This window comes from Aeromonas salmonicida subsp. salmonicida (assembly GCF_001643305.1).
Lineage (GTDB): Bacteria > Pseudomonadota > Gammaproteobacteria > Enterobacterales > Aeromonadaceae > Aeromonas > Aeromonas salmonicida.
Genome location: NZ_LSGW01000083.1, coordinates 48,418 through 66,340 on the forward strand (window position 1 = coordinate 48,418; position 17,923 = coordinate 66,340).

Below are 17,923 nucleotides of genomic sequence, written 5' to 3' on the forward strand. Positions count from 1 at the left end.
CGCTCAATTGGTGTGAAATCCCCCTTTCTGTGGTGGCGGTGCCTCTTCATACTCCATCCTAGTCACCTCGGCGGTGCGCGGCCCGTGCTCCAGCCAGCCCAGCATCATCTGCACCCCCTGCTCGGGACCACAGATCAGGATCTCCACCGAGCCATCAGCCAGGTTGTAGGCGTAGCCACGCAGTCCCAGTTGCAACGCCCGCTCACGGGTAAAGTAGCGAAATCCCACCCCTTGCACCTGACCCCAGACGTGCACGACAAACGATTGCTCTCCCATTTCTCACACCTTTCCCTTAAGAAATTTCTCTCCAAGGCGATAATGAGCGCGACACTCTCTTCCCCCTTGCAGGACGCAATATCATTATGAAAGAAGTAAAATTCCGGTGGGTTGACCGCTATCTCATTCATCTCACGATCAGTGAAAAATTTCTCATTACCTTCTGGTGCCCTCGGCTGTTTATCGCCTTTCTCACCTGGTATCTGCTGGCCGATGGTCATGATCAGCAGATGCAGATCAGGCTGGATCAACTCCAACAAAGGGTCCAGACCAGCGCCCAGCTGGTGAGCCAGCAACCGACCCTCACTCTGCCTGCGGATCTCACCCTGAGCCCGACCGGCAGTGCTGGCCTGACCCAACAGGGAGACAACTACCGCTTCAGTGCCAGCGCAGGCCAGGCTGGCTTCGTGACCGGCAGCCTGGATGCCGGCCGCTACTCCATGTGGGACGGACAGGGCACCACCCTCACCATCATCGCCGTGCTGGCGGCCTTGCTGGCCCTCATCACCCACTACCTGATGACCTTTGTCTCCGGCGCCCTCTACTCCACCAACAAGGCGTTGCAGACAGTGGCTGACGGGGATCTCACCTTCCGTCTCAACTTCTTCCCGGTGCGGGACGAGTTCTCCATCCTGGCGGGCAGCATAGACAGATTCACCGACCGCCAGCACAAGATAGTGCAGCTGGTGGAAGAGTCTGCCGAGGCACTTACCATGGCCGCCGACGAGTTTCGTGACCACGCCAGCGAAGGAGAAACCATGGCCCGCTCCCAGCGCCAGCACATGGACTCCCTGGCGGCCGCCATGGAGCAGATGTCGGCCGCCATTCGGGAAGTTGCCCGCAACGCCAACGACACTCTGCAGCAGACTCGCCAATCGAGCGAAGAGGCGGCCAACGGCGCCGCCCGGGTATCGCGTACCATAGCCGCCATCCGCACCCTGGCCGACGAGATAGGCAACGCCTCAGGCGCGGTGGAGCGACTGACCCACAACGCCAATCGCATCAACGAGGTGGTCAACGTCATCAATGCCATCTCCCAGCAGACCAATCTGCTGGCCCTCAATGCCGCCATCGAAGCCGCCCGCGCGGGTGAGCAGGGTCGTGGCTTTGCGGTGGTGGCGGACGAGGTGCGCACCCTCGCCAGCCGCACCCAGCAGGCCACTGTGGAGATCCAGCAGATGATCGAAGAGCTGCAGGCCGGCACCGGTGCCCTCAACGACATCATGGAGAAGACAGTCGGGCGCGCCGCCAGCAGCCAGGCGCTGATCAGTGAAGTGGGGCTCGACATCGACAAGCTCAGCAACCACAGCGATGCCGTGCTGGAGATGAGCACCCAGATAGCCACCTCCAGCGAGGAGCAGAGCTCGGTCGCCGAGGAGATCACCCGCAACCTGGACCAGGTGCGCCACGAAGCGGGTCAGGTGGAGGAATCCGCCAGCGCTTCGGTGGCCGGCACTGCCGGTCTCAAAGGCACGGCAACCGAGCTGGCCCAGGCATTGAAGGGGCTCAAGATCTGATCTGAAGTTGATGCCAGATCAGACAAGCCAGGCTCTCTTGCCAAGGTTGTTTGAGTTTTACCAGCGGGCCACATAGAATGTGGCCCCTTTTCTTTTTACCATCGGCAAACACCCATGAGCGTTTTCATCTATCTCGTCAAAGGCCGCGAAAAATCCCTGCTGCGCCGTCACCCCTGGATCTTCTCCAAGGGGATTGAGCGGGTTGAAGGCAATCCCGTTGACGGCGATACCGTCGAGATCTACGCCAACGATGGCCGGTGGCTCGCCCGTGGTGCCTGGTCAGGCAGCTCCCAGATCCGTGCCCGGGTCTGGACCTTCGATAAAGAGGAGACAGTCGATCTCGACTTCTTCCTGCGTCGCCTTAAATATGCCCAGGAGTCCCGCGATCCGCTGATCAAGCGTCAGGGCCTCACCGGCTATCGCCTGTGCGCCGCCGAATCCGACGGTCTGCCGGGTCTGACCATAGACAGCTATGCCGATTTCCTGGTGTGCCAGATCCTCTCCGCCGGTGCCGAGTTCCAGCGCGAGCTGATCACCCAGGCGCTGCGTACCCTCTACCCAGAGTGCAGCATCTATGAGCGCTCCGACGTGGCAGTGCGCAAGAAGGAAGGGCTGAAAGAGCGCACCGGCGTCATCCATGGCGAGACCCCGACCGAGCCTGTGGTGATCGAAGAGAACGGCGTCAAGATCCTGGTGGACATCCGTAACGGTCACAAGACCGGCTTCTATCTGGATCAGCGCGACAACCGCCAGGCTGTCTCCAAGTACACCTCGGCTAAGCGGGTGCTCAACTGCTTCAGCTACACCGGTGGCTTTGGCATCTATGCCCTCAAGGGTGGCGCCAAAGAAGTGGTCAACGTGGATCTCTCCCAGACTGCGCTGGATATGGCCCGCCAGAACGCCGAGCTGAACGGGCTGGATATCTCCAACACCCAGTTCATCCGTCACGACGTGTTCAAGCTGCTGCGTGAATACCGCGAGAAGGGTGAGAAGTTCGATGTTATCGTGCTGGATCCGCCCAAGTTTGCCGAGAGCAAGGCCCAGCTGCTGGGTGCCTGCCGCGGCTACAAGGACATCAACATGCTGGCGTTCCAGCTGCTGGCGCCGGGTGGCGTGCTGCTGACCTACTCCTGCTCCGGCCTGATGGAGCAGAGCCTGTTCCAGAAGATAGTCGCCGATGCGGCGCTCGACGCCGGTCGCGATGCCCAGATCCTGGAGCTGTTGTCACAAGCCTCCGATCACCCCATTGGCACCGCCTATCCGGAAGGCTTCTATCTCAAAGGGCTGGTGGTTCGCGCCCGCTGATCGTCAATACCCGTTCCCTTTGATCAAACAGGCCCGCATTGCGGGCCTGATTTTTAGGCATCGCTGCGTATAATGCCCGAGCGAGACGCGGCTCCCTTGCCCCCCTCATTCTTCTTCGGCCTGTTATCTTTCCCTGTCTTTATTTCACTGCTTGAACTGTTGTTGTACACAATCCGTGCACACTTTATGACTTTAATCACACTCGTATGACTCTCTTTTGGGTAGTGTGGTCCCGCCTGTGACCAGCATGAGTCAAGGCTGCGGGGCATCAGGCTTGATGCCCCTGCACAACAACAAAATCGATGTCAGGCCAAGCTGAACATCACAAGGGATCCCGATATGAATCAATCATTGCCGCTGTTGACACCGCTGAGGGGCATCGCTGCCCTGATGGTGGTGCTATTCCATGCCCGATTACTGCTCTTTCCCCAGTGGATGGAGTCGATCGCAGGCCACACGCAACTCATCGAAAACGGCTACCTCTGGGTCGATCTCTTCTTTATCTTGAGCGGACTGGTGCTGGCCCACGTCTATGGGGAGGCATTCAGCCACGGGCCCCGCACCATCGGCTATGGACGCTTCCTCTGGCTGAGGCTGACCCGGGTCTACCCCCTCTACGTTGTCACCCTGGTGCTGTTGGTCGGCTGGGAGCTTTACAAGGCCCGGCACGGGATTGGCTTCTATGCCGGCCCGCTGTTCAAGATGTGGGAGTGGGAAGGGATGCCGCCCTTCGGTTCTCCCTTCACCCCGGCAGAGGCGCTGCCAAGCGCCTTCCTGCTGCTGCAGGTGGTAACCAATCACGGGCTGACCTGGAACTTCGCCGCCTGGTCCCTCAGCGTGGAGTGGATAAGTTATCTGCTGTTCCCGCTGCTGATCCCGCTCGCCGTGACCCGCAGTCGCTGGGGCCATCTCGCGCCGCTGCTGGCGCTGACGGTGCTGGCTTATATCGTGCACAGCCGGGGCACCCTGGATGTCACCAGCGGGGCGCTGGCGGTGGGACGCGGGGTGAGTGAGTTCGTGCTCGGACTCTGGCTGCTGCCCAGGGTCAAGGTCGCGCGACGCTTGCCCATGATGCAACGGGATCTGCCGTTGCTGATCGCCTTTCTCCTGCCCTTCGTGCTGATGCAATTCACCATGACGCCGCAGCTGACCCTGTTGCTGATCGGCGCCTACGTGTTGCTGATCTGGATTGCCGCCTCCCAGGGGGAACGTCAGAGCCCGCTGCTGCGCCTGCTGGACAACCGCTTCACCAACTGGCTGGGGGATCTCTCCTACTCCATCTACCTGCTGCACGCGCTGGTGCTGCTCACCGGCTGCGAGCTTGCCCACTATCTGGCGCCGGGGCTCACCGAGTGGTGGTATGCCCAGACCAACCCGCTGCTGGGGGTGGTGGCGACCCTGTTGATGCTGGCAGTGCTGATCGGTCTCTCTTCTTTAAGCTACAACCTGCTGGAACGGCCACTGCAACGGCACCTGCGCCGCCTTGGCAAGTCGCGGCAACCGGCGGCGATGGAGCGAGTCAGTTAAACAAGCAGTGACCAAGACTGGATAACCTATCGGTCAGCGTCTCCAGGTTTGCTCAGACGACTCGGATGCTAGCTAAAACCGATGCTGTTGTGCATGGAACCATGGTTACCAGTACCCTGCCCGTCACCCCTTGCCCCCCCCAATAACCTGAAAAAGGGGCCACCTTAAGAAGGTGGCCCCTTGATACCGGGTTTAGCCATGATATGACTCACTACAGGCGGCTTATTTAACGCCGTAACTGGTCAGGATCTGATCCATGGTTCCGTCTGCACTGATGATTGCCAATCCCTTGTTGAAAGCCTCGATCAACTCCTGGCCGCGTGGGTTTTTCACGCCACTAGCGATATGGAGCGGGTTGGTGGAGAGCGCATTGGCCGTGAAGGCAAACTTGCTGGCATCCATCCCCTGCTGGGCCATGATGGCCCGCGCAACAACCTCGTCTTCCAACGTCAAATCGATACGCCCATCAAGCAGCTTCTTCAGATTGGTCGGCAAGTCACCGGCCTCCTGGCGGTTTAGCTCAGCCTGCATGAAGTCGTCACCGTAGCCATAACCCCGCACTATGCCAATGCTCTTGCCTTTGAGACTGGCCAAGCCATTCAACTCGAAACTGCCGCCAGCCAACTGGATAAATTTGACCTGATTCTTCAGATACTCGTCACTGAAACGCAGTGACTTGGTGCGCGCTTCGGTGAACCATGCCCCTACCAGAATGTCGATATTACCTTCCTCAACTTCCGACAACGCCCTGACCCAAGGCATGATCCGCATGTCGAGCTCATAACCCTGGGTGGCAAGTGCGCGTTTGACCAGCTCTACCGAGATGCCTTTGTTGGCATCAATGACAAAGGGCGGCCAGGGATCTTGCGCAGCCTTCACACTCGCGGCATGCGCCCCAAAGGTCGACAGTGCCAGCAGTAATCCTATCATCCATGATTTCATCTCATACCTCTTGCCTGTGTGGGGAAACCCTTTGAGATAAGAGGAGCGAAGGACACTTTGTCAAGGCAGCAGAGACGACAGGCTATTGTGATTCGAACCCGCAGAGTCCTTGTGGCATAATGCCCTGTCCAATGGCCCGCTCAGGGTCATCTCCTTTTGCCTGATATACGCTGTTTCATCTTGAGAAACAGCCAAACAAGGGGTAATCATGTCTTCCATTCGTCTGACCCAATACAGCCACGGGGCTGGCTGCGGCTGCAAAATTTCTCCCAAGGTGCTCGACACCATTCTCAAGAGCCAGATCCCGGGCTTTGACGACCCCACCCTGGTGGTTGGCAACAGCAGCAAGGATGACGCGGCTGTGGTCGATATCGGCAACGGTCAGGGCATTGTTTCCACCACCGACTTCTTCATGCCCATCGTCGATGATCCCTTTACCTTTGGCCGCATCGCGGCCACCAACGCCATCAGCGACATCTACGCCATGGGCGGCAAGCCCATCGTTGCCATTGCCATCCTTGGCTGGCCCATCAACACGCTCGCTCCCGAAATTGCACAGCAGGTGATCGACGGCGGCCGCCAGGTGTGCCATGAAGCGGGCATATCCTTGGCTGGCGGCCACAGTATCGATGCCCCCGAGCCCATCTTCGGCCTTGCCGTGACCGGCATAGTGCCGCTCGATGCCATCAAGCAGAACGACACGGCCCAGGCGGGTGACATCCTCTATCTGACCAAGCCCCTTGGCATCGGCATCCTCACCACGGCCCAGAAGAAGGGCAAGCTCAAGCCCGAACATGAGCAGCTGGCCCCCAACGCCATGTGCACCCTCAACAAGATTGGCCAGCGCTTTGCCGAACTGCCCGGCGTGCACGCCATGACAGATGTGACCGGGTTTGGCCTGGCGGGACACCTGCTTGAGATGTGCGAAGGCTCAGGGGTGTGTGCCACCCTCGATTTCAAGGCGCTGCCACTGCTCGACGAAGTAGATTACTACCTGTCTGAGGGCTGCGTACCGGGCGGTACTCTGCGCAACTTCGATTCCTATGGCGCCAAGCTCGGTGCCATGGATGAACGCACCCGCAACATCATGTGCGATCCGCAGACCAGCGGCGGCTTGCTGGTTGCCGTCGGTAAAGAAAGTGAAGCCGAGCTCCTTGCCATCGCGACACAAGCGGGGCTGACCCTCTCCCCCATAGGCCAACTGAAAGCCTATACCGGAAACCAGTTTATCGAGGTTATCCAATGAGTCAGCAGCTGCTTGCTATTGATACGGATCTGGCTCGGACGTCTCTGGAGGTCCTGCGATGAGCCAACTGCCACTCACCTCGGATCTGGCCCGGATTTTTCTGGATGATGTCCCGCTTATCGACTTGCGTGCCCCCATCGAGTTCAAGGAAGGGGCCTTCCCCTGCTCGACCAGTCTGCCCCTGATGACAGACGATGAGCGTGCCCAGGTGGGCACCTGCTTCAAGCAGCGAGGCCAGGCGGCGGCGATTGAACTGGGCCACCAACTGGTGGGGGGTGCCGTGCGTGCAGAACGGCTCGACGGCTGGTTGGCACAGTTGCGAAAACAGCCCGATGCCCTGCTCTACTGCTTTCGTGGCGGCCTGCGCTCACAAACCGTGCAACTCTGGTTGCATGAGGCCGGGGTCACCCGCCCTCGGGTAGCCGGTGGCTACAAGGAGATGCGCCGTTTTCTCATCGATACCCTGGACAAGGCCGCGGCCGAGTGTCACTGGACAGTGCTGACCGGCATGACCGGCTCCGGCAAGACCCATATGCTGGAGCACGTGACTCAGGCGGTGGATCTGGAGGGGCATGCCCATCACAGGGGCTCGTCATTTGGTCAGCTTCCAGGGGGCCAGCCCAGCAACATCAATTTTGAAAACAAGCTGGCCATCGAGCTACTCAAGCGCCGCCACCAGGGTGAACATGCTTTCGTGGTAGAGGACGAGAGCCGGCTCATCGGCCGCTGCTGCCTGCCCAACCCCCTGTTTGATGCCATGTGCGAGGCACCGCTGGTGGTGGTGGATGTGCCGCAGAGCGAGCGTGCCGAACAGATCCGCCAGGACTATGTGCACGATCTCTGGCTGCGTTATCAGGCCATGTTTGGTGCCGAAGAAGGCTGGCCACTGTTTGCAGCCTATCTCACCGATGCGCTGGCCCGCCTCAAGCGCCGCCTTGGCGATCAAGCACACCGCGAGCTGGACCAGCTGATGCAAATCGCCCTTGCCGAGCAAGCCAACAGCGGCACCACCGAGCGCCATCTGGCCTGGATCACCCTGCTGCTGACCCGCTACTACGACCCCATGTATCTCTATCAACTGGGCAACAAGCGTGAGCGCATCGTGTTCCGGGGTGAGAAGCAGGCCTGTCTGGACTTCTTTGCCGAGCAACACGCAGCCCGGCAGCAAGGCTGACTCACTCCCGTCAAACAAGAGGACCCCCTATGTTGAAATTCGAGGTGATCCCGGTCACCCAATTCGCCCAGAACTGCTCCCTCATCTGGTGTGACGAGACCCACCAGGCGGCGCTGATTGACCCGTGTGGCGAGGCCGACAAGCTGCTCGCAGCCATCACCCAGCGCGGGCTTACCCTGACCCACATCCTGCTGACCCATGGCCATCTGGATCACGTGGGCGCCGCCGCAGAGCTGCGTGAAACAACCGGCGTAGCCATCACAGGCCCCCACAAAGAAGATGCCTTCTGGCTCGACATGCTGCCCCGGCAGAGCCAGATGTTTGGCTTCGCCCATACCCCTGCTTTCACGCCGAATAGCTGGCTTGAGCAGGGTGACAAGGTGAAAGTGGGCAACTGCGAGCTGGAGGTCTATTTCTGTCCGGGCCACACTCCGGGCCACGTCATCCTGCTCAGCCAGGCCGAAAAACTCGCCTGGGTTGGTGACGTGCTGTTCGCCGGCAGCATAGGCCGCACCGACTTCCCACGCGGTGATCACGCCACCTTGATAAAGTCGATCACTGAAACCCTGCTGCCGCTGGGTGACGAGATTGTCTTTATCCCGGGCCATGGCCCCAGCTCCACCTTTGGCCGAGAAAAGGCAAGCAATCCTTACCTGACCCAAGCCGTCTGGTAACAGCAAGCAGGCTTGCCACTGACGCCAAGAGGGCGACCCCGGGGTCGCCCTCTTTCATGACTTGCTGCACGCGTCATCAAACGCCAGACAGCAAAAAGCCACTCCTGAGAGTGGCTTTTTCTTCAACCAGATTGGCTCGCTATTAAACGCGAACGAAATCCAGGTGAACCAGCTTCGGCTTAACCGGGTGACGCTGGATAGCCTTCACTTTAACGTTGACTTCTTCACCGTTGATGACCAGGGTCAGCACGGATTCGTAGAATTCCGGCTTCTCTTGGGCGATGATGAATTTTTTGTGGTCAACAGTGATGGACTGAGCTTCTTTGCCGGCACCGTAGATGATGGCAGGAACTTGGTCAGCGTGACGCAGGCGGCGGCTCGCACCTTTCCCCAGGTCAGAACGGACTTCAGCTTGGAATACGAAAGACATTGTGGTTATCTCATATAGATGAATTTATGGTGCTGACTGCGACCGGTCAGCACCTCGCAAAACGAGGGCGCATACTAGCATGGGCCCTGAACAGTGACAAGATACCTTAACGCCCCTGCTCCAGCCGGGCAAAACGCTGCTGCCGCTGTGCAGGACTCAGGGCATCGAAGCGCGCCAGCGTCTGCGGCGCAGGGCAGTAGAGGGTATCCCCCGCCTTGACCCGGATGCCGTTGCCCATCAGCGGGCGATTGTCATCGACAATGGCCAACAGATAGCTGTAAGTGTCCCCCGCTATGCCCGTGACAGTGCCGTTCTGAGCCAGGGTCGCAGCAATGCGCCACAGGGTTTCTCCCGATGCCACCCGATGACAGACCTGCTTGCCACCGGCAGCGGGAGCCGCCAGCGTCAAGGTTGTGTTGACGGATGTCGGTGTGACAACGGGTTGCGATGCTCTCTTCGCCTCGTCTAGGGCGACACTCGCCAGCATGGCCTCCGGCGCCAGCCAGGTTGCGCGCAGATTGAGACTCACCAGCAGCGGCTCGGCTCCATCACGGATGGCTCTTGGCTGACCGGGCATCACCGGCGGGGAAAATTCCGCCATAAAGGGTACCTGACCAGGGATCGCAGCCTGTTGGCTCTGCCCCCGATCCAAGGCAGGCAGCAGGGGCGCAAGCCCGTAGGCGGCCTCATCGATACGCCTGAGCCGGGCCAGATACGCCTTGGAGAGTTGAGCCTCCCCCTCGAACAGGTCAAAAGGGGGCACCAGCCGGGCCGGAAACAGCACCTGCCAGCGGCCCTTCTTTTTCTTGAGCTCAAGGGGGGGAAATTGATTGCCCCGCCAGGCCACGAACATGGCCGGCGGAGTACGGTGTAGCGGGTAATACTCCGGGTTCAGTTGTACCCAGGTTTGCTCGGCTATGGGTTGATAGCCACTGATGTTGACCATTGCCACGCTTAACCAGAATCCAAGCATCCTTGCTCCTCCGTTAGCCTTTTCCTGGTCGGCGGCAAGGGCCACCGACACGAAGACCTGCCTGTCTCCTACAGCAGATTAGCACTGGGCGATGGCGTTGAGCACCCGTTTATCTGACACCGGATAGGGGGTCCCCAGATTCTGGGCGAAGAAGGAGACCCGCAACTCCTCGATCATCCAGCGGATATTGGCCACTTCGGTCGGGATCAACTGGGATTTGGGGATCTTGGCCAAGAGAGCCTTGTACTCGGCTTCAACGCTCTGCACCTTGAGCATGTAAACCCGATCCCGGTTGGGATCGATGGCCAGCTTTTCCATCCGGCGCTCGATGGCTCGCAGGTAGCGCAGCAAATCCGGCAGCCGCTGCCAGCCAGTCTCGGTCACGAACCCCTTGTGAATGAGGTTGCCCAGCTGAAGCTGGATATCCGACATGGCAAAGGCGGTGTCGAGCTGCATCTTGCCCTTGAGCCGCTTCTTGATTTCGTGAGAAAGCGTCAGCACGGCTTCCACCTGGCTGGCCACTTCCACCACGGCATCGTTGAGCTCGGCGCGCACAAATTCCTTGAGCGCTTCGAAACCGGCCTCATCCCATGCCAATCCACCATGCTGGGCGATCAACTTGTCGCAACCGCAGGCAATGCAGTCATCGATAAGCTCTGCCACCTTGCCAAACGGATTGAAATAGAGCCCCAACTTGGCCTTGTTGGGCAGCTTCTCCTGCAGGTACTTGATGGGTGATGGCACGTTGAGCAGCACTAGTCGGCGCTGGCCAGCCCACATCAGCTGCTGCTGGGCCACAGAGCTCTCCACCAGCTGGATGGAGACAGAGTCCTTCTCATCCACCAAGGCCGGATAGGCCTTCACCTCGAAGCCGCCGCGCTTCTGGCTGTATTCCTGCGGCAATTCACCAAAGCTCCACAGCGTCAGGCCTGACTGCTCGATATCATCGTCCGCCACCTGGGACAGCGTCTCCTGCACACGCCCACGCAAGGATTCTTTCAGTGCCTCCAGATCCTTGCCTTCCGCAATAGGCTTGTGCCTATCGTCCACCACCCGGAAGGTGAGTTTCAGGTGATCGGGCACCGCAGCCCAGTCCCATGCCTCGCGGGGCACAGTCACCCCCGTCATGCGCCGCAGTTGACGCTCCATCTCGTCCAGCAGTGGTCCCTGCTCGGGGTTGAGGCTGGCGAGCAGCGCATCGGCGTAGTTGGGGGCCGGTACGAAATTCTTGCGCATCGGCTTTGGCATGGATTTTATCAGCGCCACCAGCAACTCATGGCGCAGCCCGGGGATCAGCCACTCGAACCCCTTTACCTCCACCTGATTGAGCAATGGCAGCGGAATATGCAGGGTAACGCCATCGGCCGCCTCCCCCGGTTCAAACTGGTAGCTCAATTTAAGTTTGAGTCGCCCCTGCTGCCAGAAGTTGGGATAGTCGAGATCACTGATGTGGGCCGCATCCCCCTTCATCAGCATCTCCCGCTCGAAGTTGAGCAGCTCTGGGTCCTGCTTTTGTGCCTCTTTCCACCAGTTGTCGAAGTGGCGACTTGATATCACCTCTTCCGGCAAACGGGCGTCGTAGAAGCGGAACAAGTCCTCATCCTCCACCAGAATGTCGCGACGGCGGGACTTGTGCTCCAGCTCCTCCACCTCGGCCAGAAGCTTGCGGTTGTCGCCAAAGAAGCGGTGACGGGTCTCGAAATCCCCCTCCACCAGGGCACGACGGATAAAGAGCTCTCGACACAGCACAGGATCGAGGCGGCTGAAGTTGATGGTGCGCTCATTGACCAGCGTCAGACCAAACAGGGTCACTTTCTCCTTGGCCATGACGGCGCCATTCTTCTTCGACCAGTGGGGATCGCTGTGGTGCAGCTTGATGATGTGAGCCGCCAGCGGCTCCACCCACTCGGGTTCAATCTTGGCATTGACCCGGGCATAGAGGCGGGAGGTTTCCACCAGTTCGGCGGCCATCACCCACTTGGGCGGTTTCTTGAACAGACCCGAGGCCGGGAAAATGTGGAAGCGGCCGTTGCGGGCGCCGAGAAACTCGGGCTTCTCCAGATCCTTGTTGCCGATATGGCTCAGGAGGCCGGTCAGCAAGGCGCAATGCACCGTCTTGAAATCCGCCGGTTCATGATTGGCTTTAAAGCCCAGCTCTTTCACCGTCTGGCGTAACTGGAAGTGAATATCCTGCCACTCGCGCACTCGCAGGTAGGAGAGGAACTCCTTCTGGCACATGCGACGGAACGAGTTGCTGCCCAGTGCATCCTGCTGCTCTTTGAGGTAATTCCACAGATTGACGAAGGCAAGGAAGTCAGAATCCTTGTCTTCAAAGCGTTTGTGTTGCTCGTCGGCGGCCTGCTTCTTCTCCATGGGCCGCTCGCGGGGATCCTGGATGCTGAGGCCGGCGGTGATCACCATGACCTCGCTCAGGCAACCGGTTTGCGCCGCCGTGATCACCATCTTCGCCAAACGGGGATCAAGGGGAATGCGCGACAGCTGACGACCTATGTCAGTCAACTGCAGTTTGGGTTCCTGATCCCGGGTGCCAGGCAGCTCTCTTACTGCCTCCAGCTCCTTGAGCAGGCTCAGGCCATCCTTGATGTGGCGCGACTCGGGCGGCTCGACGAAGGGAAAGGCCTCCATGTTGCCAAGCCCCAGCGCTAGCATCTGCAAAATGACGGAGGCCAGGTTGGTACGCAGGATCTCGGGATCGGTAAAAGCGGGACGATTGTTGAAATCCTCCTCGGAGTAGAGGCGGATACAGATACCGTCCGCCACCCGGCCACAACGCCCTTTGCGCTGGTTGGCACTGGCCTGGGAGACCGGCTCTATGGGCAGGCGCTGCACCTTGGTACGCCAGGAGTAGCGACTGATGCGGGCAGTGCCCGGGTCTATCACATAACGGATGCCCGGCACTGTGAGAGAGGTTTCCGCCACGTTGGTGGCGAGCACGATGCGCCGCCCGGCGTGTTGCTGGAACACCCGGTTCTGCTCTGTATTGGAGAGGCGCGCATAGAGCGGCAGCACTTCTGTATCTCGCAGGCCCAATTTGTTCAAGGCATCGGCGGTATCGCGGATCTCCCGCTCGCCGTTCATGAAGATGAGAATGTCCCCCAGTCCTTCCTCGGCCAGCTCCTGCACCGCATCGAAGATACCCTGCAACTGGTCGCGATCGTCACTCCCCTCCAGCAGCGGCCGATAGCGCACATCGACGGGATAAGTGCGGCCGGAGACCTCGATCACCGGCGCCTTGTTGAAATGGCGGGAGAAGCGCTGGGGATCTATGGTGGCCGAGGTGATGATCACCTTGAGGTCGGGGCGCCTTGGCAGCAGCTGCTTGAGATAACCCAGAATGAAATCGATGTTGAGGCTGCGCTCGTGGGCCTCATCGATGATGATGGTATCGTACTGGGTCAACATACGGTCGTTCTGGATCTCCGCCAGCAAGATACCGTCTGTCATCAGCTTGATGTGGGTCTGCTCGCTCACCTGATCGGTAAAGCGCACCTTGTAACCCACGTACTGGCCGAGTTCTGACTCCATCTCCTCTGCGATACGGGCAGCTACAGTACGGGCAGCCAGACGGCGCGGCTGGGTGTGGCCGATAAAGCCCTTCACCCCGCGCCCCAGCGCCAGGCAGATCTTGGGGATCTGGGTCGTTTTGCCTGAGCCGGTTTCACCGGCGATGATCACCACCTGATGCTCACTGATCGCCTTGGCGATCTCTGCCTGCTTCTGGCTAACAGGCAAGTTGTCCGGGTACGTGACCTTGGGGACACCGGCCAGACGGGACTGATAACGCGCCTGCGCTGCGTCCAGATCGGCGGCAATGGTCTCCAGCACTGTGATCTGCTTGCCCTCGGGCAGCTTCTTGATCCCGTTCAGACGACTGGAAAGACGACGGGCATCAAGGTTCATGCAGGCTGATAGACGGCGGCGCAGCGCCTCGATAGAGAGAGACAAGGTACAAATTCCTTAATAGAGAGCCCGGCATGGGGCCATATCGACAAGCTTCGGCAGATCCTAAAGAGCGGGCGGGAGCGGTGCAAGCCTTAAAGCGATTGGGGTAGCGATGAAAGCCGGAATAGATCCGGTATGAAGAGAATGCCTGAATAAAAAGAGCAGGCACCCGGCCTGCTCCTGATGACGCCTTCCACTCAACCTGATCAGACCCGGGCCTTGTGCACGAAGCAGGTACCCAGCTGGGCATGGATCGCCTGCATCACATCGTGACGGCTGATCACCCCGAGCAGGCGACCCTCCTCCACCACCGGATAGATCTTGGGCTTTTGCCCCATCATCATCTCGGCCAACTCCAGAATGCTGGTATCAGGCCCGACGGCCAGCACCTCATTGCGCATCACATTCTTGACCTGAGCCACCTGCTCGCAGTGATAGGCCTCTTTGAGCATGACGGCGATACAGTCCTGCTCGGACACCCAACCAATGAGATGACCCAGTGCATCCACTACCGGGCCACCGAGCTGGCGGCTATTGAGAAACTTTTCCACCGCAGATTGCACCATCATGTCAGCGCTGAACGTGATGGGCCGGTGCTGCATGTAATCCTTTGCTTTTAGTGATTCCATTGTGCTTCCCCCAACCAGCCTCCCGGGCGGGAGGCGCAAGTCAGACACTATGTCCGACCCACACCAAGCATAGCTCGCCCAATATCAGGAGATGGATTGCAGCAGCAACAGCAACTCGTTCTGGCTGTGGCAGTCGGTTTTCTTGAAGACCCCTTTGAGGGTCGAGCGGACTGTTTCCACCTTGACACCGCGCAGCTCTGCGATGTCGTTGCTGCTATAACCCTTGCTCATCAGCACCAACAACTCTTTCTCGCCGATGGTGAGGGGGTAAAGGCTCGCCAGTGCCTCGATATCGGGATTGAATGAGTGTTCGGGATCCCGCAGCACCACTTCCACATAACGCTCAAACCGGCTGAGGCCGCTCATCAGGGTGCACTGGATCAGCAAGGGCCTTAAATTGGCCTGACGGGGAATGGACATATAAGCGCTCGCTCCCGGCAACAGGTAAGCAAAGCCATTCAATATCTCTTTGAACTGGCGTTGCTGCTCCTTATTTTGCAGCGAGAAGATACCATTGATGGCTCGCAGCTCCACATTTTCATCTGAGATACGGTTGAAGGCCACATTGGAATAATGGATATGGCCTTTGTCATCGACGATGGCACTGGGCTTATTATGATTTTTAACCAGCTGCTGCAGCTGGTAGTTCTGGGTCTCCAGGGCCAGCAGATTCCAATAATGGTGGCTCCAGGCAGCCAGGCCGGAATAAACCTCTCCCAGTGAGGAGATATCCTGAGCGCTGAAATCATCCTGGCTGGCACCACGATAGGTACACAGGCTACTAAGGCCCCGCCCCTTCACCCGGCAGACGCCACCCGCCGCAAACTGGGCGCCGAAGCTGGCCAGCAATCCTGCCGAGTTGGACAGGGTGGTGGCATTGACTATGCCCTGGCAGCCCTTGTCCAGATAGTGATTGAACCACACATCCTGGCGATGGTGTTGCACATAGAACTGCTGCTGAGCCTCGGTCAGGCCGCTTGAGAAGAGTTTTATCCCGTCGCTTTTGTCATCATCCCGTAACAAAAATAGCGAGGAACTCCCCGACACATCGGTGCGGAACTGATCCACCACCAACTTAATGTCAGAATCATCAATACCGCACTCATATAACTGGCTTATATAGGGCGATACCCTTTCCTTTACTAATGCCTTCACACCCGAACTCCTAATTCTTATTTTTATTGAGGAGGCATCTTACTCTGCAATGAGAAACGCGAAAAGTAGTCAAATGAACAAAGGTTTTATAACTGTTCCGTAAATAGTAATGATGAAACGACATAAGGGTGAGCGAAAGCGAAAATTTAAAATCCAAGTTAATGTTTTTTATGCTTTTTGTCGCTATGGATTTTTTGTCGGCCTAAAGATTCCTGTCTCTGTGACATCCTGATTACCCGACAGGCCTCACATTTTATCCCTTTTGCCATGACAGCGGGTCCAGCCCGGATAAAAGCGTGACCCCCTGCAACCCCACAGCGCTGCGATACCGGGTCTACGCAGACAAGCCACTGGTTATCTATTCCATCGTGCTGGCGCCTGAACCAAAAAACCTCATCCCAAAGAGCCGGGCAAGCCGTTAGTTGTCTGTGTCCCCTCATAAAAGACTCAAGTTGAGCTTGTTTCTCAATGGTTAATTTTGTGTTTTATTTGTGAACGAGGACGAGCATTGTATATACAATTCGTTAGATGGATATCGGACAGGTATCAACCACAAGGAGAGTGTATGGAACCGGAAAATGTATTGATAGCGCCCACCCGATCAGCGGCGGGGATCAAGCTGCTGCTAGCCAGCCTGTTTGGTATCGCCATCTTCTTCATCCCCTTTGAACTGACAGGCCGCAGCACCATCATGGTGGACCACCTGGCCGGTTTTCTGATAGCGCAGCGCCCACTGGCGGTGGGGTTGATCCTGTTGCTGATTGGCTATGGTGCCATCACACCCTTGCTGGATGGTCGCTGGCGCGCCCGCCCCATCGACCGGCTTCTGAGCCTGTTCAAGCTGATCGGCCTGGTACTGGCACTCATGTATGTTGCCAATCTGGGGCCGGCCTGGCTGATGACGCCGGATCGTCTGCCCTTCCTGTTTGACAAGCTGGCCATGTCGGTCGGTCTTATCGTGCCCATTGGTGCCATGGCCCTTACTTTCTTGCTCGGCTTCGGTCTGCTGGAGCTGATAGGCGTACTGATGCAGCCCGTGATGCGGCCGCTGTGGCGCACGCCGGGGCACTCTGCCATTGATGCGGTCGCCTCTTTCGTCGGCAGCTATTCGGTGGGACTGCTCATCACCAACCGGGTCTTTCTCGCGGGTAAATACACTGTACGGGAAGCGGTCATCATTGCGACCGGGTTCTCCACCGTATCGGCCGCGTTCATGATCATAGTGGCCAAGACCCTCAACCTGATGGAACACTGGAACTTCTATTTCTGGTCCACCCTGGTGATCACCTTTGTCATCACCGCCATCCTGGCGCGCGTGCCCCCCATCTCCAACATGGCCCATCATGGGGAAACCGACGAACCATTGCCCGCCGGCAAGAACCGCTGGCAAGCCGCACTGGCATCCGGGTTGACCCAATCCAGCATGGCGCAACCCGTACTGCGCCAGTTGCAGGACAACCTCAAGGATGGCCTGCTGATGGCGGCTGCCGTGGTGCCCACCATATTGTCGGTCGGTCTGCTCGGTCTGTTGCTGGCGCAGCACACACCGCTGTTCGACCTGCTGGGCTGGCTGCTGTGGCCTCTCACCTGGCTGCTGGAACTGGGCGAACCGCTGGAAACTGCCAGGGCACTTTCTGCCGGGCTGGCAGAGATGTTCTTGCCCGCCATTTTGCTCAAAGATGCCGACCTGCTGGTGCGCTATGTCACCGCAGTGGTATCGGTCAGCTCGGTTCTCTTCTTCTCCGCCTCCATACCCTGCATCCTGGCCACCCGGATCCCGGTGAGTGTGGGCCAGCTGGTGGTGATCTGGCTGCTACGCACCCTGCTTGGCATAGTGCTTGCCGCACTGTGCGGCAAGCTTGCCATGGCAGCAGGCTGGCTGAGTTAAGCGAGGTGGCAAGACCCTAGTAATGACGTGCAAGCAAGTGCATAAACCAAGAAGGCGCCCGAGGGCGCCTTCTTTTGGCTTAGGGGCAGCCATTACACCAGCCCGGCACCGGGGCGCTTAATCGGAAAAAACGCCATAAAAAACGCAGCTGACACAGATCCCTGTATCAGCTGCGTCCTGGTCACGCTTGATAGGGCTTGCGATGCCAGATGAGGAACGAATGA

At 58.6% G+C, this 17,923-nt stretch carries 14 protein-coding genes; 7 read left to right on the plus strand and 7 right to left on the minus strand.

Annotated features, from left to right (window positions below):
• Positions 1 to 3: 3 nt before the first annotated feature.
• Entirely contained in the window at positions 4 to 276 is a 273-nt protein-coding gene (gene yccX / locus AXW79_RS15415) for an acylphosphatase (protein ID WP_005311462.1), read from the minus strand.
• An 86-nt stretch (positions 277 to 362) separates the two neighbouring features.
• Here yccX and AXW79_RS15420 point away from each other — a divergent pair, with 86 nt between their 5' ends.
• From AXW79_RS15420 to AXW79_RS15430, 3 genes are all read left to right on the plus strand, one after another.
• Positions 363 to 1,793, plus strand: a complete 1,431-nt coding sequence (locus tag AXW79_RS15420; protein ID WP_005311455.1) for a methyl-accepting chemotaxis protein — start codon at positions 363 to 365, stop codon at positions 1,791 to 1,793.
• A 114-nt stretch (positions 1,794 to 1,907) separates the two neighbouring features.
• A complete protein-coding gene (locus AXW79_RS15425; protein WP_005311453.1) occupies positions 1,908 to 3,098 on the plus strand; it encodes a class I SAM-dependent methyltransferase in 1,191 nt (396 codons plus the stop codon).
• A gap of 339 nt (positions 3,099 to 3,437) precedes the next feature.
• Complete coding sequence (locus tag AXW79_RS15430; RefSeq protein ID WP_005311451.1) at positions 3,438 to 4,625, plus strand: acyltransferase family protein; 1,188 nt, start codon at positions 3,438 to 3,440, stop codon at positions 4,623 to 4,625.
• A gap of 222 nt (positions 4,626 to 4,847) precedes the next feature.
• On the opposite strand, the gene AXW79_RS15435 is transcribed toward AXW79_RS15430, so the two are convergent.
• Complete coding sequence (locus AXW79_RS15435; RefSeq protein WP_011898712.1) at positions 4,848 to 5,567, minus strand: transporter substrate-binding domain-containing protein; 720 nt, start codon at positions 5,565 to 5,567, stop codon at positions 4,848 to 4,850.
• Between the two features lie 205 nt (positions 5,568 to 5,772).
• On the opposite strand from AXW79_RS15435, the gene selD reads away from it, so the two are divergent.
• Genes selD through AXW79_RS15450 form a run of 3 tightly spaced genes read left to right on the plus strand, consistent with a single transcriptional unit; the run spans position 5,773 to position 8,661 of the window.
• Positions 5,773 to 6,813 carry a selenide, water dikinase SelD gene (selD, locus tag AXW79_RS15440; protein WP_248845848.1) on the plus strand — a complete coding sequence of 347 codons (1,041 nt, stop codon included), beginning with the start codon at positions 5,773 to 5,775 and terminating at the stop codon, positions 6,811 to 6,813.
• A 58-nt stretch (positions 6,814 to 6,871) separates the two neighbouring features.
• A complete protein-coding gene (mnmH, locus tag AXW79_RS15445; RefSeq protein ID WP_005311444.1) occupies positions 6,872 to 7,987 on the plus strand; it encodes a tRNA 2-selenouridine(34) synthase MnmH in 1,116 nt (371 codons plus the stop codon).
• A 29-nt stretch (positions 7,988 to 8,016) separates the two neighbouring features.
• On the plus strand, positions 8,017 to 8,661 hold the full coding sequence (locus AXW79_RS15450) for an MBL fold metallo-hydrolase (protein WP_005311443.1): 645 nt from the start codon (positions 8,017 to 8,019) through the stop codon (positions 8,659 to 8,661).
• 142 nt (positions 8,662 to 8,803) lie between these two features.
• Here AXW79_RS15450 and rplY read toward each other — a convergent pair whose 3' ends face one another.
• From rplY to AXW79_RS15475, 5 genes are all read right to left on the minus strand, one after another.
• Positions 8,804 to 9,091: a 50S ribosomal protein L25 gene (gene rplY, locus AXW79_RS15455; RefSeq protein ID WP_005311442.1), complete on the minus strand. Its 288-nt coding sequence runs from the start codon at positions 9,089 to 9,091 to the stop codon at positions 8,804 to 8,806.
• A 106-nt stretch (positions 9,092 to 9,197) separates the two neighbouring features.
• The gene (locus tag AXW79_RS15460) at positions 9,198 to 10,064 is read right to left on the minus strand and encodes a LysM peptidoglycan-binding domain-containing protein (protein WP_011898713.1); all 867 of its coding nucleotides are present in this window, start codon (positions 10,062 to 10,064) and stop codon (positions 9,198 to 9,200) included.
• 78 nt (positions 10,065 to 10,142) lie between these two features.
• Positions 10,143 to 14,030 (minus strand): ATP-dependent RNA helicase HrpA, encoded by a 3,888-nt coding sequence (gene hrpA, locus AXW79_RS15465; protein ID WP_017412213.1) that lies wholly within the window; start codon positions 14,028 to 14,030, stop codon positions 10,143 to 10,145.
• A 203-nt stretch (positions 14,031 to 14,233) separates the two neighbouring features.
• On the minus strand, positions 14,234 to 14,656 hold the full coding sequence (locus AXW79_RS15470) for a CBS domain-containing protein (protein WP_005311439.1): 423 nt from the start codon (positions 14,654 to 14,656) through the stop codon (positions 14,234 to 14,236).
• An 84-nt stretch (positions 14,657 to 14,740) separates the two neighbouring features.
• Positions 14,741 to 15,811, minus strand: a complete 1,071-nt coding sequence (locus AXW79_RS15475; protein ID WP_042467376.1) for a helix-turn-helix transcriptional regulator — start codon at positions 15,809 to 15,811, stop codon at positions 14,741 to 14,743.
• A gap of 565 nt (positions 15,812 to 16,376) precedes the next feature.
• On the opposite strand from AXW79_RS15475, the gene AXW79_RS15480 reads away from it, so the two are divergent.
• Positions 16,377 to 17,699, plus strand: coding sequence for a YjiH family protein (locus tag AXW79_RS15480; protein ID WP_005311422.1), 1,323 nt, complete (start codon positions 16,377 to 16,379; stop codon positions 17,697 to 17,699).
• Positions 17,700 to 17,923 lie beyond the last annotated feature (224 nt).

What these genes read in the sequence shown, in the direction of transcription:
- yccX (WP_005311462.1), bottom strand. Translation starts at nt 276, where the DNA reads ATGGGAGAGCAATCGTTTGTCGTGCACGTCTGGGGTCAGGTGCAAGGG.
- AXW79_RS15420 (WP_005311455.1), top strand. Translation starts at nt 363, where the DNA reads ATGAAAGAAGTAAAATTCCGGTGGGTTGACCGCTATCTCATTCATCTC.
- AXW79_RS15425 (WP_005311453.1), top strand. Translation starts at nt 1,908, where the DNA reads ATGAGCGTTTTCATCTATCTCGTCAAAGGCCGCGAAAAATCCCTGCTG.
- AXW79_RS15430 (WP_005311451.1), top strand. Translation starts at nt 3,438, where the DNA reads ATGAATCAATCATTGCCGCTGTTGACACCGCTGAGGGGCATCGCTGCC.
- AXW79_RS15435 (WP_011898712.1), bottom strand. Translation starts at nt 5,567, where the DNA reads ATGAAATCATGGATGATAGGATTACTGCTGGCACTGTCGACCTTTGGG.
- mnmH (WP_005311444.1), top strand. Translation starts at nt 6,872, where the DNA reads ATGAGCCAACTGCCACTCACCTCGGATCTGGCCCGGATTTTTCTGGAT.
- AXW79_RS15450 (WP_005311443.1), top strand. Translation starts at nt 8,017, where the DNA reads ATGTTGAAATTCGAGGTGATCCCGGTCACCCAATTCGCCCAGAACTGC.
- rplY (WP_005311442.1), bottom strand. Translation starts at nt 9,091, where the DNA reads ATGTCTTTCGTATTCCAAGCTGAAGTCCGTTCTGACCTGGGGAAAGGT.
- AXW79_RS15460 (WP_011898713.1), bottom strand. Translation starts at nt 10,064, where the DNA reads ATGCTTGGATTCTGGTTAAGCGTGGCAATGGTCAACATCAGTGGCTAT.
- AXW79_RS15470 (WP_005311439.1), bottom strand. Translation starts at nt 14,656, where the DNA reads ATGGAATCACTAAAAGCAAAGGATTACATGCAGCACCGGCCCATCACG.
- AXW79_RS15480 (WP_005311422.1), top strand. Translation starts at nt 16,377, where the DNA reads ATGGAACCGGAAAATGTATTGATAGCGCCCACCCGATCAGCGGCGGGG.